Annotated in this window: 18 protein-coding genes and 1 pseudogene; 12 read left to right on the forward strand and 7 right to left on the reverse strand. The window is 41.5% G+C overall.

Annotated elements, in window-relative coordinates:
• Positions 1-103: 103 nt before the first annotated feature.
• The 6 genes from SLP02_RS20675 to mnmG all read left to right on the forward strand — a co-directional run bounded on the left by SLP02_RS20675 (position 104) and on the right by mnmG (position 6,552).
• Positions 104-955, forward strand: a complete 852-nt coding sequence (locus tag SLP02_RS20675; RefSeq protein WP_319422606.1) for a tetratricopeptide repeat protein — start codon at positions 104-106, stop codon at positions 953-955.
• 98 nt (positions 956-1,053) lie between these two features.
• Positions 1,054-2,022, forward strand: coding sequence for a hydroxymethylbilane synthase (gene hemC, locus SLP02_RS20680; protein WP_319422607.1), 969 nt, complete (start codon positions 1,054-1,056; stop codon positions 2,020-2,022).
• Positions 2,023-2,116: 94 nt separating this feature from the next.
• A complete protein-coding gene (locus SLP02_RS20685) occupies positions 2,117-2,437 on the forward strand; it encodes a hypothetical protein (protein WP_319422608.1) in 321 nt (106 codons plus the stop codon).
• A 224-nt stretch (positions 2,438-2,661) separates the two neighbouring features.
• On the forward strand, positions 2,662-3,186 hold the full coding sequence (locus SLP02_RS20690) for a Ycf51 family protein (protein WP_319422609.1): 525 nt from the start codon (positions 2,662-2,664) through the stop codon (positions 3,184-3,186).
• Positions 3,187-3,197: 11 nt separating this feature from the next.
• Positions 3,198-4,349 (forward strand): iron-containing alcohol dehydrogenase family protein, encoded by a 1,152-nt coding sequence (locus SLP02_RS20695; protein WP_319422610.1) that lies wholly within the window; start codon positions 3,198-3,200, stop codon positions 4,347-4,349.
• Positions 4,350-4,632: 283 nt separating this feature from the next.
• The gene (gene mnmG / locus SLP02_RS20700; RefSeq protein ID WP_319422611.1) at positions 4,633-6,552 is read left to right on the forward strand and encodes a tRNA uridine-5-carboxymethylaminomethyl(34) synthesis enzyme MnmG; all 1,920 of its coding nucleotides are present in this window, start codon (positions 4,633-4,635) and stop codon (positions 6,550-6,552) included.
• A 2-nt stretch (positions 6,553-6,554) separates the two neighbouring features.
• On the opposite strand, the gene SLP02_RS20705 is transcribed toward mnmG, so the two are convergent.
• The 6 genes and pseudogenes from SLP02_RS20705 to SLP02_RS20730 all read right to left on the reverse strand — a co-directional run bounded on the left by SLP02_RS20705 (position 6,555) and on the right by SLP02_RS20730 (position 13,938).
• Entirely contained in the window at positions 6,555-7,319 is a 765-nt protein-coding gene (locus SLP02_RS20705; protein ID WP_319422612.1) for a class I SAM-dependent methyltransferase, read from the reverse strand.
• Positions 7,320-7,452: 133 nt separating this feature from the next.
• Positions 7,453-9,858, reverse strand: a complete 2,406-nt coding sequence (locus SLP02_RS20710) for a glycoside hydrolase family 15 protein (RefSeq protein ID WP_319422613.1) — start codon at positions 9,856-9,858, stop codon at positions 7,453-7,455.
• 94 nt (positions 9,859-9,952) lie between these two features.
• Positions 9,953-10,871, reverse strand: a pseudogene (locus SLP02_RS20715) (cation diffusion facilitator family transporter).
• Between the two features lie 39 nt (positions 10,872-10,910).
• Positions 10,911-11,669 carry an SDR family oxidoreductase gene (locus SLP02_RS20720; protein ID WP_319422615.1) on the reverse strand — a complete coding sequence of 253 codons (759 nt, stop codon included), beginning with the start codon at positions 11,667-11,669 and terminating at the stop codon, positions 10,911-10,913.
• A 140-nt stretch (positions 11,670-11,809) separates the two neighbouring features.
• Positions 11,810-12,151, reverse strand: coding sequence for a glycine zipper 2TM domain-containing protein (locus tag SLP02_RS20725; RefSeq protein ID WP_319422616.1), 342 nt, complete (start codon positions 12,149-12,151; stop codon positions 11,810-11,812).
• A gap of 173 nt (positions 12,152-12,324) precedes the next feature.
• Entirely contained in the window at positions 12,325-13,938 is a 1,614-nt protein-coding gene (locus SLP02_RS20730) for a GMC family oxidoreductase (protein WP_319422617.1), read from the reverse strand.
• 478 nt (positions 13,939-14,416) lie between these two features.
• Between SLP02_RS20730 and SLP02_RS20735 the strand changes: the two genes are divergently transcribed.
• The 3 genes from SLP02_RS20735 (at position 14,417) to SLP02_RS20745 (ending at position 17,407) form a co-directional block, all read left to right on the forward strand.
• Complete coding sequence (locus SLP02_RS20735; protein ID WP_319422618.1) at positions 14,417-15,817, forward strand: aspartate ammonia-lyase; 1,401 nt, start codon at positions 14,417-14,419, stop codon at positions 15,815-15,817.
• A 427-nt stretch (positions 15,818-16,244) separates the two neighbouring features.
• Complete coding sequence (locus tag SLP02_RS20740; RefSeq protein ID WP_319422619.1) at positions 16,245-16,463, forward strand: glycogen debranching protein; 219 nt, start codon at positions 16,245-16,247, stop codon at positions 16,461-16,463.
• A gap of 245 nt (positions 16,464-16,708) precedes the next feature.
• Positions 16,709-17,407 (forward strand): Crp/Fnr family transcriptional regulator, encoded by a 699-nt coding sequence (locus tag SLP02_RS20745; RefSeq protein WP_319422620.1) that lies wholly within the window; start codon positions 16,709-16,711, stop codon positions 17,405-17,407.
• A gap of 2 nt (positions 17,408-17,409) precedes the next feature.
• On the opposite strand, the gene SLP02_RS20750 is transcribed toward SLP02_RS20745, so the two are convergent.
• Entirely contained in the window at positions 17,410-18,033 is a 624-nt protein-coding gene (locus SLP02_RS20750) for a hypothetical protein (RefSeq protein WP_319422621.1), read from the reverse strand.
• Positions 18,034-18,664: 631 nt separating this feature from the next.
• Here SLP02_RS20750 and SLP02_RS20755 point away from each other — a divergent pair.
• The 3 genes from SLP02_RS20755 to SLP02_RS20765 all read left to right on the forward strand — a co-directional run bounded on the left by SLP02_RS20755 (position 18,665) and on the right by SLP02_RS20765 (position 21,489).
• The gene (locus SLP02_RS20755) at positions 18,665-19,405 is read left to right on the forward strand and encodes a bacteriorhodopsin (protein ID WP_319422622.1); all 741 of its coding nucleotides are present in this window, start codon (positions 18,665-18,667) and stop codon (positions 19,403-19,405) included.
• Positions 19,406-19,844: 439 nt separating this feature from the next.
• A complete protein-coding gene (locus SLP02_RS20760) occupies positions 19,845-20,789 on the forward strand; it encodes an NAD(P)-dependent alcohol dehydrogenase (protein WP_319422623.1) in 945 nt (314 codons plus the stop codon).
• A 106-nt stretch (positions 20,790-20,895) separates the two neighbouring features.
• Complete coding sequence (locus SLP02_RS20765) at positions 20,896-21,489, forward strand: Uma2 family endonuclease (RefSeq protein ID WP_319422624.1); 594 nt, start codon at positions 20,896-20,898, stop codon at positions 21,487-21,489.
• Positions 21,490-21,493 lie beyond the last annotated feature (4 nt).

Here is a 21,493-nt window from a genome sequence, read left to right on the forward strand (position 1 = left end):
CGGTTATCGATTCCTAACTTTTCTGGTATTCATTATCTCGCTATTACGCTTAGATATAAATAGGTCGCTTTAGATATCAAAATTAAATTAAACATTGAAAAAAATGTATCAGCCCCTAGAATGCCGTCCAGATAGTTATTCCGAATGGTATCGACAAGGTAATCAGCTACGTTTAGAAGGCTATTATCAAGAAGCATTAACTAGCTATGAGCGCGCCATAAACTATAAACCTCTTGATTACTGGTCATGGTATCGCAAAGGTGCAGTTTTAGAAACTTTGGGCGAATATTCTCAGGCAATAGAATGTTATGCCTATGCTGCCAAGATAGAACCAAACAATTACTGGGCATGGTATGAACAAGGCTATATTTACTTTGTTGAATTAAACCAATACGATCTGGCGATCGCTTGTTTTACGAAAGCTCTAGCTGCCCATCCCCAAGATTACTGGGCAATTTACCGTATTGCCGAAGCTTGGCGTAAGTTAGAAGATTACGAACAGGCAATATCATACTACGAGCGGGCTTTAGAGTTGCGTCCGCAAGATTTTTGGTCTTTTTATCGTCGTGGCGAAGCACAACAGCACTGGGGTAAATTAGAATTGGCTTTGCAAAGTTACGACCACGCTTTAGATATTGAAGCTGATGATTACTGGGCTTGGTATCAAAAAGGCAGGGTTTTACAGCAGAAGAAGCAATATCAGCAGGCTATTTATAATTACAATCAAGCTCTAGAACTCGACGCTCGCTTCGATCCAGCTTGGTACCAGCTTGCTTGTTGCTATGCTCAACAGCATAATCATAATTGGGCAATTATGAGTTTAGAAAAAGCGGTCGATCTCAATCCAAAAAAATATTTAGAGTTAGCTACTGATGACCTTATTTGGCAAGAATTCCGTCGGCAAAGAGGGTTTCAACTGCTAATCATGAACAAAAGCGATCGCTATGGTTATTAAGCTTAAGTTAAAATAAAAACAAAAATTAACCAATACGTTTGCAGGAACTGCGATACCCTAGATTGGGTGATTTATTAGATTTTTTTAAGATACTGTTTATGACATCCTCAATTGAAACTTCTAAACGCACTGTGCGTATCGGCACACGGAAAAGCCAGCTTGCTTTGGTGCAAACCTACTGGGTAAAAGCAGAGTTAGAAAAGCATTTTCCCGATCTTGAATTTGAAGTCGAGAAAATGAGTACTAAAGGGGATAAGATTCTGGATGTTCCTTTGGCAAAAATCGGCGACAAAGGTTTGTTTACCAAAGAGCTAGAGACGGGAATGCTCAACAATCAAACGGATTTTGCGGTACATTCTCTCAAGGATCTACCGACTAATTTACCCGCAGGGTTGATGTTAGGTTGTGTAACTAAAAGAGAAGATCCTGCCGATGCTCTAGCGGTTAATGAAAAAAATAAGGATAGAAAACTAGAAACTCTTCCTGCTGGTGCGGTAATTGGTACGTCTTCCCTCAGACGTTTGGCACAGCTACGACACAGCTATCCTCATTTGGAATTTAAGGATATTCGCGGCAATGTCAATACTCGTTTGGCTAAATTAGATGCGGGAGAGTATGACGGGATTATTTTAGCGGTGGCTGGTTTGCAGCGATTAGATATGAGCGATCGCATTCACCAAATTATTTCTCCTGAAATTTCGCTTCATGCAGTGGGACAAGGTGCATTGGGTATTGAATGTCGTGCAGGCGATGAAGAAATTCTCAAGATTTTAAAAGCATTAGAAGATGCCGACAGTTGCGATCGCGCTTTGGCAGAAAGATCATTTTTGAGAGAGCTAGAAGGAGGTTGCCAAGTGCCAATTGGCGTTAATACCAGCATTGAAAATAATAATTTAACTATCAAAGGAATGGTAGCTAGTCTAGATGGATTAAGACTGATTAAGGACACCGTAAGCGGTGATCGTCACAATTCAGAGCAACTGGGCAAAGACTTGGCAGCTAAATTGCGAGAACAAGGAGCAGGTGATATACTGGCGGAAATTTTTGCTGAGGTTGGGCGAGATTAAATCAGCCTAACAACAAAAATTCAATCTTCCTTTGACTCTATTAGAATGATCGAGTATCACTTAAGTTGTCTAGTAATTTTTTTTGTATTAAATTATGAATATTAAAACTATCGCCATTCCCATGTTTGTTGCTCTATCTCTTTTATTTGGAGCCTGTGCAGACAAAACAGAAACCCCTAATGGGGTAGACGGTGCAGCAAATGACGCTGGAGGTGCCGTAAATGATGCTGGCGATGCCACTGGAGATGCTGTAAATGATGCTGGCGGTGCCATGAAAGATGGTGCAAATGACGCTGGAGATGCTATGAAAGATGCTGGAGGTGACATGAAAGATAAAGCTGGCGGTGCCATGGAAGATACTGGAGGTGCCATGAAAGACACTGGAAATGATATGAAAAATGATGGTAACAACTAAAGTACGAGGGATGCTATCAAAGATTTCGGGAACAAAGCTCCTTGAAGTAAAAGCAAATAAATCCTAATTGTCTAATGATTTTTAGCTGATTTTGAGCAATCTGACCATCTAACTGATATTATTTTCATATCAAGATAATAGGTATCGACTAGCTAAGGCTATCGATGCCTATTTTTTATCTTGTAGCTCTAGACTATATCTACTAAATTATTTAATAACTTAATATGACATTGCCAACTGATCTTTTCTTTTATGCCAAATGGTCAGGTATTGCGACAATTATTTGCCTTCTCGTAGCGATTGTATCTTTTGTCGTCGGTTGGGGGTTTCGCTTTCGTCTTGTAGGTGTAACCAGCTTTATGGGAGTTCTCACGACTGGAATATTTGCCCTGGGTTTAGGTTTATTTCCCCATGCAAAAATTCCTGGTGCAGCACGTTATTCCTTGATTTATGATAATGGGGCAAATCAAGCTGTAGTAGCCGTAGCTCCAGATATAGAGAAATCCGCTATCGAACCGACCTTGCTTCAGGCAGCCTCAGATCTATATTCTTATGGTAGGACTGGCGCAAATGGCGATAACCAGTTTACGATCAAATTGAGGACTGTTTTACATCCCCAGACGGGTGTTTCTCAACCTCTGTTTTTAGGAGAAGCAAAGCGATCGCTAATTACTAGAGAAGACAAAGATATTGAAATTAAGGTGTTTTCTCAGAATATAAACAAGCTACCTCCAGCTAAAAATACTTAATTGAAGCAGACATGAGCAAAACCGCAGCAGCAAATAAAACAGCAACTAGCTATACTCCCTTAGCCATCTCTCCTGCACGGGTGCTGCGGGGTGAACATTGTTTGGCAAACTCAGGTCAAGAAATTGCCAAATTGGGTGTGCGTCCTTTGGTGATCGGCGGTAATAATACCCTGAAGACTATTAAGCCTTTTATAGAGCCTGTGCTGAAGGCTGAGAAACTAATTAGCCAATCTGCCAGCTATAGTCCAGATTGTGCCGAGTCTTCACTGATTAAATTAAAAAATTTAGCCACAGAACATCAGGCAGATTTAGTTATTGGTGTTGGTGGTGGCAAAGCTTTAGATACGGCGAAACTTTTGGCTCATCAGTGTGGTTTACCAATAGTTACCATTCCCACTTCTGGAGCTACCTGTGCTGCCTGGACGGCTTTATCAAATATTTATTCTGAGGCAGGAGCGTTTGAGTATGATGTAACTCTTAGCCGTTGTCCTGAGCTTTTGATTCTAGATTATGGTTTGGTGCGTACTGCTCCTCAAAGAACTTTGGTTGCAGGTATTGGCGACGCGATCGCTAAATGGTATGAGGCTTCAGTTAGTAGTGGTGAATCTTCAGCTACCTTGTTAATTTCGGCGGTACAGCAGGCGCGAATTTTGCGAGATATTCTATTCCAAAAATCGGCGATCGCTTTACAAAAACCTGATAGTAATGAATGGCGCGAAGTAGTTGACGCTACGGTTTTGCTGGCAGGGGTAATCGGCGGTCTTGGAGGAGCAGAATGTCGAACTGTAGCTGCTCACGCGGTTCATAATGGCTTGACCCATCTTGTAGAAGCTCATGACGTACTGCACGGAGAAAAGGTAGCCTACGGTATTCTAGTTCAGTTACGTTTAGAAGAAATGGTGCAGGGTAATATTTTGGCAGCATCATCCAGGCAACAGCTAATTAAGTTTTATACTGAAATTGGTCTGCCAAAAACTTTAGAAGATTTAGGATTAGAAAATATTAGCTTGGCTCAACTACGCAAGGTAGCAATTATCGCCACTCAGCCTCAATCGGATATTCATCGATTACCCTTTAGCGTATCTGCTGAACAGTTAACAGCAGCAATGGTTTCAACTACGGTAAAAACTGCTAAAGCTACTAGTACCGCTACGCGGAAGTAGCCAAGGGGTACCCCCCGCAGGGAGTACTGATTTATCGGCTTTGATAGATTATTCGACAGTCACTTTATTTACGCCGTCTACTGGGTAAGCTTTCATCCATCAAAGCTTGCTAGTTAAAACTGAGCAGCGGAAGCAAAATGGGGCAGGAATTGATATACGTTACAATAAACTCCAGATTATAAAATTGCAGTTGAGCGAAGCTTAGGTTAGGCGATCGCCCCAGCTAGACATTCTTCAATTTCTAAAACTTATAAGTATTTCTCTGTTTTGATTCTTATTTAACATGACCGTATCTCATCCCGTAGATTTTCAAGATGCTTTTGATATCATCGTCGTCGGTGGTGGACACTCTGGCTGTGAAGCTGCCTTGGCAGCAGCTAGGTTAGGCTGTCGTACCTTAATGTTGACCCTTAATCTAGACAGAATTGCTTGGCAACCCTGTAATCCTGCGGTGGGTGGTCCTGCTAAGTCTCAGTTAACTCACGAGATTGATGCCTTGGGAGGCGAAATCGGCAAAGTAAGCGATCGCACTTATCTGCAAAAAAGGGTGCTTAACGCTTCTCGTGGTCCTGCGGTCTGGGCATTACGGGCGCAAACTGACAAGCGCGAATATGCTACGGTGATGAAGCAAATCGTCGAGAATCAAGAAAACTTAAGTATTCGCGAAAGTACGGTTACCGATTTAATACTGGGTAAAAATGACGAAATAATTGGGATTGAGACTTATTTTGGGACTTGTTTTGCTGCTAAAGCCGTCATTCTCACCACAGGCACGTTTTTAGGTGGCAAGATTTGGGTTGGCAATAAATCGATGGATGCAGGACGTTCAGGTGAGTTTGCCGTTACAGGTTTGACAGAAACCTTGAATCAATTGGGTTTTGAAACCAGCAGGCTAAAAACTGGAACTCCCGCTAGAGTCGATCGGCGATCGGTAGACTATAGCAAAATGCAGGCGCAGCCAGGAGATGAGATAGTGCGCTGGTTTAGTTTTGACCCCGCAGCCTGGGTAGAAAGAGAGCAAATGAACTGCTATTTAACTCGCACTACCGCCGAAACTCATAAAATTATTCGCGATAATTTGCATCTGTCTCCTGTGTATGGTGGTTGGGTGGATGCTAAAGGTCCTCGCTACTGTCCTAGTATTGAAGATAAAATTGTTCGTTTTGCCGACAAAGAAAGCCATCAGATTTTTATTGAGCCAGAAGGCAGAGATATCCCTGAACTTTATATCCAAGGATTTTCTACAGGACTGCCCGAAAAATTGCAGTTAGCAATGCTTAGAACTCTACCAGGACTGGAAAAATGTGCCATGCTGCGTCCTGCCTATGCGGTAGAATATGACTTTTTGCCTGCTACCCAGTGTTACCCTACCCTGATGACCAAAAAAGTTGAGGGGCTGTTTAGCGCGGGTCAAATAAACGGCACTACAGGCTATGAAGAAGCAGCAGCACAGGGTTTGGTTGCGGGTATCAACGCTGTTAAATTCGTCCGAGGTGAACCAGAGGTAATTTTCTCTAGGGAACAAAGTTACCTGGGTACGCTGATTGATGATCTGTGTACTAAAGATCTTCGTGAACCCTATCGGATGTTAACTAGTCGTTCAGAATATCGTCTTATTTTACGCTCTGATAATGCCGATCGCCGTTTGACTCCTTTGGGTAGAGAAATAGGCTTAATTGACGATCGCCGTTGGCAGCTATATACCGACAAACAAGGGAAAATCATAGCCGAAAAAGCAAGGCTAGAGGCTACTCGCATTAAAGAACAAGATGCAGTAGGAATGGCGATCGCCAGCGAAAATCAGCAAAATATCAAAGGATCGATTACTCTAGCTGAGTTGTTGCGCCGTCCCAAATTTCATTATGCTGATTTGCAAAACTATGGGCTAGATAATGCTGAACTAAATATAGCCGAGACAGAAGGGGCAGAAATTGACCTTAAATATTCTGGCTATATCAAACGTCAACAAACCCAAATCGAACAAATCAGCCGTCATACCCAGCGCAGATTACCCCAAGATCTAGACTATCTCACAGTAGAGACTCTACGGATGGAGGCAAGGGAAAAACTCAATCAGGTCAAGCCTTTGACCATTGGTCAGGCAACCCGAATCGGTGGAGTCAATCCAGCCGATGTTAATGCCTTATTGGTATATCTAGAAATGCGATCGCAACACCAAGCTAAGGCAATCGCAGGTAGCTAAAATTAAACATAGCAAATAGGTACAACATCAAGAAATCTTTCTCCTTCCATAGCTAAACGTAAAGGGCAATCTTTGCTGGGCCACTGGCTACGATTTTCGTAAACATATAGCTGATGTTTGGTAGGTAAGGCATCGGAGTTAATTCGCTCAACTCTGCTAAAGTAAGCTTCGTAGCGTTCAAAGTATTCCAGACCAGGGGCGCGGACATGATATTCCTCTTTAGGGTTAGGTTCAGGATATTCAATAGTTTGCTCTGCCACTAAAGGTACAGGTAATATGGCAATTCCCTTGGGTTTTAAAATACGACGAATTTCCGCGATCGCTTTTAAATCGTCAGGAATATGTTCTAAAACATGAGAAGCAAAAACAAAATCGTAGCTTTGATCGGCAAAAGGAAGATTTTGTAAATCTACCCGATGATCTACCTCTGGCATATAAAGATCGGCTGTCTCGTATCTACCAAATTTATCGGCAAAATAACCTCGAAAAAAATTTTCAGGCGCAAAATGAAGCATACTCAAAGTCGAAGTATCGAGCTTTGATAATAACTGGTCAACTACTAAATATTGAATACGATGTCTTTCTAAAGCTCTACATTTGGGACATTGAGCGTGCTTGCGCCAAGCAGTAGCAGCTTTCAAATCTTTAAAAGCACCAGTGTAGTTGCAGACTGGACAATTAAATTGTTCTTTATGGCGATTTTGTAATTTAAAGACCCAAGATTTGACTTCTTTTTTTAATTCTCTTGCTTGGTTTTTTAGATTCATGATCTTGGCAAGTCGCAAATTTCAGTTAATAGTAATTTACGCTATTTTTACCTGATTACGTATCAACTTTCGCGATTGAGCTTGCCTTGTTTTAGCCTTTTAATCGATACTACAATCGTAGTTAGGCTGAAAATTATTGATCGCATCTGATTGCAACCTGATAGTTCCGTCCTTCCCAGCTATTACAGTCGCTCCAGAAAAAGGTAAACTCAACTAATAATGTTTCCAGCTTTTGAATCGGAATATCGACAAAATAAATTGCTAAATTTGTAGAACTTGAGAACGTTTCTTCAATCGTCTGCCAGTCATTCCACGTCCAATGCAATTTAAATGCGCGACCGCACTGAATTCGCAGTAAAGATTTAGGCTTGACTTGTGCCACTTGTCGATTAAACTGCCAAACTTCAATTTGCCAGCGATCGCTGGTTTTTTGGTAACGTTCGACAACTTCGGGAATTAAATCGAAAAGGCGATCGTCACGAACCGAGCGCAATAATTTAATATACTCCGCATGGGACCACATCAAGGGCATCGCCGAACCTGTAGGTGTACCTAAGTACATATGGGCATCGGGGATATCGGGCGCATCCCAAACTTGCTCTGGTAGTAACGCCGTATCGTCTGCCATTTTTTCCATAGCGCGAATAAATGGTTTGGGATCTCGACGGGCTGCTAATTCGTATACTCCTCTCTCGCCTGTTAGTAGCGTCCAAGACCGCCCCGTACCCCAACCATCCCAAGCACTACCATCTTCTCGTTGTCCGTGTCCATCGTGATTATAGCGTTTCCATACAGGGCCAAAGGGAGTTTCGGTTTTTAGTATTTTATCTACCACTTTAAGAGAGTCTACAATCAAAGGATCGTCAGCAGAGCGAATGCCATAGCGTACTAATTCGAGAAAACTGGGATCGACAATTTCTTTGGCGGGAAATTCTTGTTGGGAATCTGGATGGCGATGGGGAATTTTTAGCATACCCTGGTTAGGATTCTCATTGGGCTGAGGATCGTTAACGTCGGCTGGATTAATGCGGATATAGTACCGTTGGATCTCTGGGTCTAGTGTACCTTCTGTAGTTACCGTCCAAGCTTCGATATGTGTCTCCAAAAAGTCGGCATAATCTTCAATAAACCGTGCTGTATCCTCGTCACCAGCTTCTTTTGCCCAGGTAGCAGCACAAATAAGGGCAGCAATGGTTACGGCTAAAGTAGCTGGAGAAAACCCACTCGACTGTTCCCATCTTTCTTGTTGAGTTACGGGACTTTGAAGAATTAAATATTTAGCTGCTGAAATTACTGTAAAATAAGCATCGAATTGACCCAAAGCCTTGGCTTGTTTGAGATGCCAGGCTAACATAATTGGCTTTGCCACCTCATCTAGCTGAAGTCCTCGCCTCTTTACTTCACCATCGACGTAAAAGTTTTGGGCAAAACCCCCATCTGGATGTTGGGAATTGGCTAGATAAATTAAAACTCTTAGGGGTGTGTCAGTCTCACCTGCTGCTAAGGCGCCGATCGCACTGTTGACTAAATCTCGTGGCCAAACATAGTGATAGCCACCATATTCGCTATCGTCTCCTTTTACTTGCCCCCAGGGAATAGAAAGGGAGGCAATCATCGCACCTGGATATTGTTTATCTTCGTGAGCGAGTAAGACACTAAAGCTATTGCGGTAAAGTTTGCCGTTATCTTGAGTTACTTCTTCTAAAGGCAGAATTTGATCGTGAGTTCGATTCCATTGGTCGATAAAACGCTCTTTGTGCTGTTTAAAGGGAATACCCAAAGATTGGAAAAGATTAGTTGTCGCTCGGTGCAGAGTATTGCCAAAAGCAATTGTTAGCGTGAATTCAGTTTTTTCTGACAGGTCGAGTTCTCCCATCAAAGCCACATTACCATCCTCGGCGCAATCGAATTCCCAATCCATCTGATAATTATCGGCTAAGTCAGTCCAGCCATCGCTGTGTCCGACATAACCGCAAGAAAGACGTTTAAAAGGAACTGTGGCTGATATAGCTAGCCAAGTATTGTCTTTTTGGGCTACCAAAATTTCTCGTCCCGCTGCTATGATTACATACGCATTATTATGCTTACCTCCATCATTCAAGTGAGGCGCACAAAGAGCATAAAGCTTTAGTCGAGCGAGATATTCTGGACTACCAGTCAGCCAAGTATGCTGCAAAATACAGGGTAGGTGAGGATCGCTGATAATTTCCTTGTGAATTGTGTAATTTCCATTGGGATCGTCATTAGTAACGTAGTAACCTAAAGCGTTTTTGTCTATTTCTTGGATTTTAGTTTTTAAATGACGCTTTTCTTCATGAAAGAAACTTTCTCCATCGCTAACTAAATACTGCAAGTCTCTGATCTGAGGGCGATCGATAGTAGGATAATAAACTTCGGTAATAACTCCATTCCACAGGGTAAACCAAATACGGCTAGAGGTTGAGTAAGCAGTACCTACACCCTGTTTGTTGCCTTGTGTCCAGCGAGGTTCGATTCCTGGATGACCAAAAGCTTGATTTTGACCGCGAAAATTTACCATGATTAATTAAACTTACAAAGTCTTGAGAAATTAGTAGAAACGTATAAATTAAACAGTTCTCTTCCACCATAATAAAGCGCGATCGCATCGCTTTTTATGAATGACGACGTGAGAAAGATTTTGCTTCGACAAAGAGATTTTTAATCTCTGGATGCTGACTACGAATTTTTGCTTCTAAACGGTCGATCGCCTCTGTTACTTCTTCAACTGATAGTTCTCGCTGAAAGACAATTTCAATATTAAGTAATACTTCCTCAGGTCCAAAATGCAAAGTAAGAACGCGCATTACTTCTTTAACGGCCCTATCTTCGGCGGCTATTTGGCGAATACTGTCGATCGTCGCAATATCGGCACTTTCACCTACTAATAAACCTTTACATTCGTAAGCCAGCAAAATGGCAACCATTGTCAAGATGATGCCAATAATAATCGAAGCCACTCCGTCAAAATAAGGATTTTTGAATAAGTGACCCAAGAAAACGCCCAAAAAAGCGACGATTAAACCCAAAAGAGCAGCAGAGTCTTCAAATAAAACCGTAAAAATAGTGGGGTCTTTACTATTTTTTGCTGCTTGCCAAATATTGCGATCGCTCTTGTTAGATAATAACGCTCGATAAGACACGCGCCAAGACAGCCCTTCAAACACGAACGCACAGCCTAAAACAATATAACTCCATAATGGGTCTTCTAAAGGAGACGGCTCGATTAAATGAGTTACGCCTTCATAAAAAGACATTCCACCACCGAGGGCAAAAATGAGAATCGCTACGATTAGAGTCCAGAAATATAATTCCTGACCATAGCCAAAAGGATGGCTAGCATCTGCTGGTTTTTGACTCAGACGGATGCCTAATAATAATAGTAATTCATTGCCTGTATCGACTAGCGAATGAATACCTTCAACAGAGCATAGCCGAACTACCGCTAATCCCTGCTGCAATAAATTTAGTAATGGCGATCGCTGCTAACATAGCGATCGCCGCAAAAATAGTTTTTTTTGAATCAGATGCCATGATCGGTTTGGTGGTACAAATTGTGGATCTGCCGCATTTTTAATTCACTGTAAACCCACCATCGATCGCCAAAGGTTGTCCAGTAATATAACTAGCAGCATCAGAGCAAAGAAAAACCACAGTCTGAGCGATTTCTGCTGCCCGTCCCATGCGCCCCATAGGAACCGTAGACGCTAAATCATCAGCCGTCCCATCCATCCCATCTGCCAGGCGATCGATCATATCAGTGGCGATAATGCCAGGATTGACTGCGTTAATCCGAATGCCTTGCTTGGCATAGTCGAGGGCTGCCGAGCGCGTCAGCCCCATGACTGCATGTTTACTAGCGATATAGGGAGACATTCCTGGAAAACCAATTAAACCCCCCATTGAGGAGTTATTAACGATTACCCCAGCACCTTGGGACAGCATTTGTTGGATTTCATATTTCATACACAAAAAGAGTCCCCGCACATTGATTGACATCAGTTTGTCAAACTCCTCGATCGGTTGTTCGTGCAGCGGTTTCTGGGGTGGATCGATACCTGCATTATTGAAAGCACAGTCGAGTCGTCCATAAGTCTCCACCGTCTTCTGTACTAATGCTTTGATATCTTCTTCTTCTGACGCATCGGAGCGCACAAATAAGCATTCAGCACCAGCATCGCGAATTAATCCAGCCGTTTCTTCTCCTTCTGGCTCGCGCCGACCTGAGAAAACAACTTTTGCCCCAGCCACTCCTAGGGCGATCGCGGTAGCTCTACCAATTCCCGATGTTCCTCCTGTAACTAAAGCTATTTTGTTTTCAAGTATCATCATGTTGCTCTTTTTTTATCTATATTTCCTAGAGATTTATTTGTTGTTTAGATCGTAGTTTAGCGTCATTTTTCTCTTTTAATTAGAATAAATTTTAAGCTGGCTCGAAGCATTAGCCTGAAACGTATTTTTTATGCCAAAATTTAAGTTTGCGGTCTGGATAAGGCTTGCAGTTGCTCCCAAGAATAATGGGCGAGAATTTCATTTTCTCCCTGAGCTTCTCCTAAAACTTCCATCGCCTTTTGTTCGAGTTGTTCTAGATCTTCTCCGACTACATCACTCATTGCACCGCCAACTACAGCACCAGCGATCGCACCTACTACAGCACCAGTTTTACCGCCGATTAATTTACTACCAATTGCAGCACCAGCTACACCGCCACCAACCGCACCAATTCCTGTTTCCAAGGCATTATGCTTTGATTTCTGGGTAACTTCTGGTATTTTTTGCTCTTGCCGCTCTTTATTCTTATTTTCTTCGTTCATTGTTGTTCTCCTATACTTATTAATTATTACTTCCTTCTTACGAAGTTTGCTCGCCCTCGACAACCAAGGGGTACCCCCCGCAGGTACCTCAACGGGGGGAACCCCCGCAACGCACGGCGGCTTTTGAGACAGAGTACTCTTTCTCAAAACGCGCCTTAACTTCGCGCTACTTCTTACTTCCTACTTATCACTTCCCCCAACCCAGCAAGGTCAGGCACTCCCATACGTTCTTTTAAATGCTCTGCTACGCGAATGGCATTGGCAATAATAGTTAAAGTGGGATTTACTCCAGAGTGGGAAGGAAAGAAACTACCATCGACTACATAGAGGTTGTCTACATCATGAGTACGGCAGTTGATGTCTAAAACAGAAGTTTGGGGATCTACGCCAAAGCGACAAGTACCGCACTGATGAGCTACCGCCGACAGTGGTAAATAGTTGCGGGGATAAATACCAAAGGGAATAACGTGCTTGGTGCTGCGCTCTACTGCCTTGAGAATTGAAGTCCAGCGATAGATCAAGCGATCTCTGGCTTCCGTATTGTTAGGGGTATAGTCTAAATGCAGCTTACCATTTATCCACTGCACGCGATTATTAGGAACGGGCAAATCTTCGGTTTGCAACCACCAGCCTGTAGTATGCTTTGCCATCACTTCTAAAACATTTTCTGGTGTCAACTTAACGTAAGGAGCAAGCAGCGGTGGCGAATCGGCGGGCATCATGCCTGCTTTGACGTTGCCTGTATTCTGCACCATGCCCATGGGGTAAGGAAAATCAGGTTCGCCCCAGTAGTAGTCATTTAAACCGATAGTTTTTTGATGTACCGACTCGTTAGGCTCATCTTGCAGAGATACCATTGCGGTTGCCAAGTGTTTCATAAAGTTACGTCCTACTTGGTCGGAACTATTGGCTAGTCCGTTGGCATGGGAATCATTAGCCGAACGGAGTAACAAAGCAGATGAATTGATTGCACCACAGGAAACGACTACCAAATCGGCAGAAAATAAATGTTTTTGCTCGCCAATTTTGGTTTCTACTGCCGTAATCTCTTGTCCAGACTCGCTCGTATGTAGCCTGACTACCTTAGCTCCCGTCAACAAGGTTAAATTAGAATGAGTCTGCGCTGGACGGACGCAGTTAACTTCAGCATCGCCTTTAGCGTGAACCAAACAAGGAAAACCATCGCAGGTATCGCAACGAATACATTCAGATAAAGTTTTATCTACTTCATTGAGTTTTATTGCTACTGGTAAATGAAAAGGATAAAACCCTAACTGGCTGAGTTGGTCTACTATCCTCTGCATAAAAGGTTCTTGGCTAACTGGGGGATAAGGATAGTCAGCTTCGGCGGGTGGTTCGGTGGGGTCTTCTTTTCGTTTTCCGTGAACGTTGAAAAGTTTTTCAGCTTTAGTATAGTAGGGAGCAAAATCTGGGAACTTCAGCGGCCAAGCTGGAGAAATACCGCCTTTATGCTGTACCTCTTCAAAATCCCGCTCTCTTAAAGGCAATAGTGCAGCACCATAAACTTTAGTATTGCCACCTACCCAATAGCAGGTTTGGGGTTTAAAGGTTTTCCCTTCTTTGTTGCACCACTCCTCGTCAGTATAGTAGCGTTGCTTTTGATAGACTTCGGTAGGATTCCAGTTATCTTTTTCACGAGGTAAAAACTCGCCACGCTCTAGAAGCAAGATTTTTTTGCCTGTAGGTGCGAGTTCGTGAGCGACGGTACCTCCTCCCGCTCCCGTACCGATAATAATGATGTCGTAGTGTCGGTCTTTAACGCTCATTTTTAATCTTTGTCAAATTGTTTGCTTTTTTATTGATTTGAAAGCTTTAAGTATCTTTTGGTTTTTAAGATGGAGAATTACGAATTAATATCTGAATCATAAATAAAGCACCAGATAGCAAAAAAGCATCGATCAAATAGGTTTCTATTAGCCAGTAAATCCATCTCATTACCAATTTCCTCAGGTTACGCGCAGTGTAATCGCATTTACTATGCTTAGCGATTTACTTAATACGTTAGAGCGATCGCGTGTCAGAGTTATGTCATTGCCATCACGTTTTGGCGAAACTATTATTTGATTATTAGAATTGGCTACTTTAAAAATACTAAATGATTATCGAGAAAAATGCAGAGTCCTAGCGAAGGAGATAATGACAATCTCTAATTATTCTGGAAAAAAGTTTGTTAGTTTCTCTTTCTGGTCGAATAGTATTGTATCTTGAGTTTTGGGACAAGATCTGGAAATATCTGTAGGAAAGATGACAAACAACTATCGCACCGAAAAAGACTCCATGGGGTCAAAGGAAATACCCTCTAACGTATATTATGGTATTCAGACTTTAAGAGCTACAGAGAATTTTCCGATTAGCGGTATCAAACCTTTGGCAACTTATGTAGATGCCTGCATCCTGATTAAAAAAGCTACAGCGATCGCCAATGGAGAATTAGGCTGTATAGACTCAGAAATTAGTCAGGCAATTGTCAAAGCTGCGGATGAAGTTTTAGAGGGAAGTCTGCGAGATCAGTTTGTGGTCGATGTCTATCAAGCTGGGGCGGGAACATCTCATCACATGAACGTCAACGAAGTCTTGGCTAATCGAGCTTTAGAAATACTGGGAGATGAGAAAGGTAACTACAAGAAAATTAGTCCTAACGATCACGTTAATTATGGTCAGTCTACCAATGATGTAATTCCTACAGCGATCAGGGTTGGAGCATTGTTAGCTTTAGACAAAACTCTTTATCCTGCTTTAGATAGTGCGATCGCCGCAGTTGAGCAAAAGGCGATAGAATTCCAGGATATTGTTAAATCTGGTCGCACCCATATGCAGGATGCTGTACCTGTGCGTTTAGGAGCAGGATTTCAAGCCTGGGGGCAAATTTTACAAGACCATAAGGGGAGAATTGAAGCTGCTGCTGGCGATCTGTATAGCTTAGGCTTGGGCGGTAGTGCTACAGGCACAGGATTAAATACCCATCCTCAATATCGTCATCGTGCAGCCGAATTGCTAGGAGAATTTATTGGCAAACCGCTACAGCCCGCCCCGCAGCTAATGGCAGCCATGCAAAGCATGAGTCCTTTTGTAAACGTCTCAGGGAGTTTACGTAATTTAGCACAAGATTTAGTCAAGATTTCCCATGATTTGCGTCTGATGGATTCAGGTCCACAAACAGGATTTAAAGAAATTCAGCTACCCGCTGTGCAGCCAGGCTCATCAATTATGCCAGGAAAATATAACCCTGTAATGGCGGAAATGACCTCAATGGTCTGTTTTCAAGTGATGGGCTACGATACGGCGATCGCTTTTGCAGCCCAGGCAGGACAGTTAGAATTAAACGTGATGATGCCTCTGATCGCCTATGATTTAATTCACAGCATCGAAATCTTAGGCAATACTATTGATAGCTTGAGTAAGCGTTGTTTGCTAGGCATTACTGCCCGTCGCGATCGCTGCTTGGCTTATGCTGAAGGCAGTTTAGCTTTAGTTACGGCTCTTAATACTCATATTGGTTATCTAAAAGCAGCAGATGTAGCCAAAAAGTCTTTAGCCACTGGAAAATCTATCAGAGCGATCGTTTTAGAGGCAGGTTTAATGGACGAAAATCAATTAGCAGCAGTCTTAGATTTAGGTAAAATGAGCAATTTGCCAGAATCTTGATAAGATTTTGAAATAAAATTTATCTAGCACTATTCAACAAAGTAAGTTGCTATATTAATTAAGTCTTATTGCCTAAAATTTATAAATATTGGTTTTTGGTTAATAGTTTCTATTACCCTAGGACTTACGCAGTTTAAAGAGTTTTGCCCCCCTAGCCCCCCAAATCTGGGGGAACAAGAATTAAAAGTCCCCCACTCGCGCATTTCCAAGCCAGTCCGTTGCGGGTCTGTGACCCGAGTTACGGAACTGGCGTTTGCGCCTGACGGCGACGCGGTGAGACAGTTGCGGTGGACGGGTTCCCCGGCATAAGCAAACTGTCGAACCCTTTAGGGGGTCGCTCGTCTTGGGGGATTTAGGGGGCGAGTGCGTAAGTCCTATACCCATGCTTCAATTTTTAACCAATTATAGCTATACAAATTATAAAATAATGTCAAAATCAACTATTTGGGTAAACGAACAGATCGATCCAGGTGGGCTAATCCATGCTTGTATTGCCTGTCAAAATAAAGATGCAGCAGAAAATTGTCATCAAAATTGGCAAAATGATCTGACTGAAGAACAAAAGCAAAACGGCTGGATTGCCAGTCTGCGTACAGTTGATTCTTGGGATGATGTTCCTGTAAATGCTTTGAAATTAAGCTTTTAGTATAGTTAGCCAGTCAGAGATTACTCTGTCCGTTTAGGACGAAGCGAAGGACAGCATTCTGCGGTCAGAGATTACTCAGAAAAGCCTGAAAAGTATGTTTTATTTTTTTACGATCGTAACTCAACTTTGTTGAGTTACGATCGTAATGCTTATAAAATTTGGCGACATAGGAATTTAAACATAGGTTTCCTTTTTGTGCCGTTAGCTTTTTTAGCAGCAGCACAAATTAATAAAGAGGTTTTTCTTTGTCACAAAACCATTCGCATTCGGCTAATCGTCTTCTGGCTGCCTTGCCAGAAATTGAATACCAGCGTTTAGAGCCTTACTTAACTCCTGCTTCTATGACTTTGGGAACTGTTTTATACGAAGCTTCAGAAAAGATTGAAACCGTTTACTTCCCCAATACCGCGTTGATTTCTGTGGTTAACATTCTCAGCGACGGTCTGACTACCGAAATTGGTATAATCGGCGGGACGGGAATTGTTGGTCTTCCAGTTATTCTCAGCAATGGTTATAGTGCCAACCGTGCCATAGTTCAAGTACCAGATCATGCTCTGAAGATTTCTGCTATCGTTTTAAAACGGGAGTTTGACCGAGGAGAAGAGTTGCAAAGGGTGTTGCTTAACTACACCCAGACTAGATTAAATGAGACTGCCCAAATAGCAGTTTGTAACCGTCATCATACAATAGAAGAGCGTCTGGCTCGTTGGCTGCTGACGGTTCAGGATTTAACTCAATCTAATGAATTGCCTCTGACTCAGGAATTTATTAGTAATATGCTAGGAGTTCGTCGTTCGGGCGTAACCATAGCCGCAGGTATTCTTCAATCAGCAGGATTGATTCGTTATTCTCGTGGCAAAATTACTATTTTAACTCGGTCTGCTTTAGAAAATTCTGCTTGCGAATGCTATGGGCTGTTTCGTGATAACTTTTATCGAGAATAAGTTTATTGTTGTTTAATTTCCTGGGTAGTATTATCGTTAATTGATTGTTGGTTCATTGAAGAATAAGAAACCATACTAAATAACAAGATAGTTCCCGATATCAAAGCTGTACCTATAGCTAATTTTTTTGAATATTTATAGTTAGCTATTTTTTGCCATAAACTCTGAGAGCGGAAGTTTTTATGTGATGGGATATTATCATGCTGGGAGCTTTGGTCTTTTCTTTCAAGTAATCTATAAATTCGTTCTGGGGTAAAGCCACCAATTCTTTCTTCTTGCACGGCTTCTAGCCTTTCTTTTAAAACAATTATATTTTTGAGCTTAGATTCAAAAGTAGTTAGGTAAACAAATATTCCCTCTAAATCGTCCACTAAAAAATCTAATTTAATATCTGTTTCTTTAATTGGCGATGGCAAAATAGAATTTTGTGAATCATAGAAGTTTGTTTGAGATGATTGGAGTTTCAAAAACTCCAACTGCTGCTTTAAACTATCTAGTTCTGTAGGAAGTGCGCTTAACTTATTTTTGCTTTTGTCAATCTCTTCTATTAAGGGAATATACATTTCTACAATAGAAATCAAATTTACTATTTGACGCTGAAGATCTTGATGACGAATTTTTTTCATTGAATTGTTATTAAAAATTTAAAACTAAATAAATAATTGTTAGCGATAAGACTAAAGTTGTATTTGGCGATCGCAAAATGAATAAAAGAGACATTAAGTAGCGCACGATTAGTTGAAATGTCTCCTTGAAGCCAAATCATTGAGAATGCTCGGTAGATGATCTTTCTGGATGAACATGACCTTTGGTAGTATCCGCTTGTGAACTACCCGAATCATAATTATTTACCAATCTCTGCTTCTATTAGCTTATTTAGAAGTAGAAAACAATTTCATCAGTCTAAAGTTATAGATAATTATTACTAACTATAAGCTATTAAAGATTTAACTTTATATTTATGTTTGAAATCGTACAGAAACTATTTTTAAAAACAAATATTTTGCTCCAATATTTTTTAATTTTTTGTTTACAAATTTACATATAATTTTGACTGTTATATCTGTCTAAAGAAAGAAGAATAATTCGCAGATTAGAAATTAACTTAAAAAGTAATCTAGCTTGTGAACTTAGGTTCATTGAGAGGCGATAAATACAATCTATCTAGAAGATGAGTATAAAATTTCAAACATCTTGAAGACGATTGAAACCAATTTTTGAAGTTGAAGTAAAAGTTGAAAAAATAGGAGGAAAATAATGCCACAAGGTTGGACAGAAATTTGGCTTTGGGTAGCTTTTATCGGCATGGTAATTGGATTCGTAATTTTAGGCATAAGAGCGATCTCTCACCGTCACAGAGAAGGCATGGAGTTTAGCATGATAAGCTTCTTTATCTGTCTTTGGGCTGCCTGTATGTATCTCTCAATGGCTCTCGGTCACACTATCACTTTAGCAGGTGGTCAAGAGGTATACTGGGGACGCTATCTCGACTGGATTGTCACTACACCATTGCTGCTTCTCGATCTAGGTGTTCTCGCGGGTGCAAGACCAAAATTGATTGGCGCAGTTATTGGTGCAGATATTTTCATGATCGTCACGGGGGTTATTGCCTCGCTGACAACTCCTCCAGAAAATTTTATCTGGTATGTAATTAGTTGCGGGGCTTTTGTGGCTCTTCTGTGGGCTTTATTTAGCGAATATAGTGCCACTGCTCGCCGTCGTGACGACAAAGTAAGCAAGCTGTTTTCTACTATGCGTAATCTGCTGGTTGTATTGTGGATTTGCTACCCAATTGTCTGGATCTTAGGAGCGCAGGGAATTACGGCTATTGGCACAGCATGGGAAGCGTTTTTCTATGCAGTGCTAGATGTGACAGCTAAAGTAGTCTTTGGTTTAATTCTGACTTCTGCTAGTTCAACAACGTTGGCAAAAGCAAGCAATTCCGACAGAATGATGAAGACAGCCGAGTCATACATCCAGGGATATCAAGGGGAGTGATCGAGGCTTCGCCCTTAAGGGATGAATTATGAGGACGAAGGAAAGAATTTGCTTTTTATCCTCAATTCTCATCCCTCATATTTTAATACCGTTCGGTTAAGCCCCCCTGCCCCCAACTTTGGGGGAGCTAGATTCAAAGAAGTCCCCCAGACTTAAACGACTAACCGAACAGTATTGCACCATATCTTATTTGACCAGGGCTTCGCCCTTGAAGTATGAAGTGTGAGGTATGAAGTATGAAGTAAAACAGCTACTTCCTCCTACATGCGGACAAGTCCTTTGTTCCACTATAGTTGCAAGCCCCGTCGTTCACGACGGAAGAGGTTTGGTAGAGGTACAAGCCTCTTCCAAACTTGAAACTTCGCGCCTTCATACTTCTGTCTTCAAACTTCTATTGACTTGTCAAACTTACTGTTTCAATAAAACGGATTTAACATTTATGAAAGCAGCAATTATCGATCGCTATGGATCTTCTGAAGTTTTGCAGATTAAAGAGGTTGCTAAACCCCAGATTGAATCAGACCAAATGCTAGTTAAGGTTCATGCTAGCAGCATTAACCCTATTGATTGGAAAATTAGAAAAGGTCTGCTGAAAAATCGTTCGGGCAGTGAATTTCCCATGTTTTTAGGGTACGATGTTTCGGGTGAAGTTGTTGAAGTAGGCGATCGCGTTAATCGATTTCAACCAGGCGTTTCAATTTATGCTCGTCTCGACCAATCTACGGGAGGTGCTTATGCCGAATATGTTGCGGTTTCCCAACGGGTTGCTGCTGCCAAACCGAACAATATGACCCACGAAGAGGCAGCAACAGTACCTCTAGCTGCCATGACTGCACTACAGGCTTTGGAAAATAAAGGCAACATAGCAGCGGGACAAAAAGTACTAATTAATGGTGCTTCAGGGGGAGTTGGTATTTTTGCCGTTCAGATTGCTAAAGTATTAAAGGCCGAGGTTACGGCAGTTTGCAGCGGTAGCAATGTCGAAATGGTAAAAAGTTTGGGTGCAGATCGCGTTATTGACTACAAGGAGCAAGACTTCACCGAAGATAACGTCGAATACGACATTGTTTTTGATGTGGTTGGCAATCGCACGCCACCTGAATGTAAGTCTGTCATGAAACCTGATGGAGTCTATATTACGACTCAGCCAACTGCCGATGACCAGCTAAAAGAATGGAAACAGAAGCTCATGCCCAACCAAAAAGCAGAAGTAATTATGCTTCAATCTAATACAAAGGATCTTGTTTATCTTACGAGACAAATCGAAGCAGGTAAGATTAAAACTGTCATCGATCGCACTTATCCCCTCTCAGAAATAGCAGATGCTCACGCTTATAGTGAAACAGAACACGCAGCAGGCAAAATTGCGATCGCTATTAATTAATCGGCGTTATTGAATTTTGCTAGAAGTCTATTGCTAAAATGTTAAGCTTGGAAATAGTAACAAAACAACCTTAGATAATATGTAATTAATTACGTTCAAGTAGGTTATGTTAATCAATACCAAGCTTCCTTTAGATAGCGATCGCCTTCAAAAACAAGACCAAACTTTGTGTTTGGCAGGAATGACTTGGATAGATTATGAAAAATTTGATTCTGAAGAATACCCAGGCTATAGAGTCTCTTATTTCGATGGAGTAATTACTTTAGTGTCTCCCAGTAAGAATCACGAAAGAATTGCCCAAACCATTGCTATTTTAGTGTCTGCTTACTGTAGAAAGTTCAGTCTACTTTATTTTCCACTGGGTTCTACCAGATTAGAAAATAAACCACTGGCAGGAAAAGAGCCAGACGTTAGTTTCGCTTTCAATACTGATAAAGATATTCCTGATTTGGCGATTGAAGTCATATTTTCTAGTGGTAGCCTTGACGATCTTAATAAATATCAAGCCATTGGTGTAAATGAAGTCTGGTTCTGGAGAAATAATAAAATTACTTTTTATCAACTACAAAAAGAGTATAGAAAAATTTCTACTAGCAAACTGTTACCCAACTTGTCATCTAAAACATTGGAAAACTTTGTTAACCAAAGTCTTACTAAAAGTCCGTTAGCTATTGAAGCCGATTTTTTACAACAAATTTAACTAA

This window comes from Pleurocapsa sp. FMAR1 (assembly GCF_963665995.1).
In the GTDB taxonomy this organism is placed as follows: domain Bacteria; phylum Cyanobacteriota; class Cyanobacteriia; order Cyanobacteriales; family Xenococcaceae; genus Waterburya.

What these genes read in the sequence shown, in the direction of transcription:
- SLP02_RS20675 (WP_319422606.1), top strand. Translation starts at nt 104, where the DNA reads ATGTATCAGCCCCTAGAATGCCGTCCAGATAGTTATTCCGAATGGTAT.
- hemC (WP_319422607.1), top strand. Translation starts at nt 1,054, where the DNA reads ATGACATCCTCAATTGAAACTTCTAAACGCACTGTGCGTATCGGCACA.
- SLP02_RS20685 (WP_319422608.1), top strand. Translation starts at nt 2,117, where the DNA reads ATGAATATTAAAACTATCGCCATTCCCATGTTTGTTGCTCTATCTCTT.
- SLP02_RS20690 (WP_319422609.1), top strand. Translation starts at nt 2,662, where the DNA reads ATGACATTGCCAACTGATCTTTTCTTTTATGCCAAATGGTCAGGTATT.
- SLP02_RS20695 (WP_319422610.1), top strand. Translation starts at nt 3,198, where the DNA reads ATGAGCAAAACCGCAGCAGCAAATAAAACAGCAACTAGCTATACTCCC.
- mnmG (WP_319422611.1), top strand. Translation starts at nt 4,633, where the DNA reads ATGACCGTATCTCATCCCGTAGATTTTCAAGATGCTTTTGATATCATC.
- SLP02_RS20705 (WP_319422612.1), bottom strand. Translation starts at nt 7,319, where the DNA reads ATGAATCTAAAAAACCAAGCAAGAGAATTAAAAAAAGAAGTCAAATCT.
- SLP02_RS20710 (WP_319422613.1), bottom strand. Translation starts at nt 9,858, where the DNA reads ATGGTAAATTTTCGCGGTCAAAATCAAGCTTTTGGTCATCCAGGAATC.
- SLP02_RS20720 (WP_319422615.1), bottom strand. Translation starts at nt 11,669, where the DNA reads ATGATGATACTTGAAAACAAAATAGCTTTAGTTACAGGAGGAACATCG.
- SLP02_RS20725 (WP_319422616.1), bottom strand. Translation starts at nt 12,151, where the DNA reads ATGAACGAAGAAAATAAGAATAAAGAGCGGCAAGAGCAAAAAATACCA.
- SLP02_RS20730 (WP_319422617.1), bottom strand. Translation starts at nt 13,938, where the DNA reads ATGAGCGTTAAAGACCGACACTACGACATCATTATTATCGGTACGGGA.
- SLP02_RS20735 (WP_319422618.1), top strand. Translation starts at nt 14,417, where the DNA reads ATGACAAACAACTATCGCACCGAAAAAGACTCCATGGGGTCAAAGGAA.
- SLP02_RS20740 (WP_319422619.1), top strand. Translation starts at nt 16,245, where the DNA reads ATGTCAAAATCAACTATTTGGGTAAACGAACAGATCGATCCAGGTGGG.
- SLP02_RS20750 (WP_319422621.1), bottom strand. Translation starts at nt 18,033, where the DNA reads ATGAAAAAAATTCGTCATCAAGATCTTCAGCGTCAAATAGTAAATTTG.
- SLP02_RS20755 (WP_319422622.1), top strand. Translation starts at nt 18,665, where the DNA reads ATGCCACAAGGTTGGACAGAAATTTGGCTTTGGGTAGCTTTTATCGGC.
- SLP02_RS20760 (WP_319422623.1), top strand. Translation starts at nt 19,845, where the DNA reads ATGAAAGCAGCAATTATCGATCGCTATGGATCTTCTGAAGTTTTGCAG.
- SLP02_RS20765 (WP_319422624.1), top strand. Translation starts at nt 20,896, where the DNA reads ATGTTAATCAATACCAAGCTTCCTTTAGATAGCGATCGCCTTCAAAAA.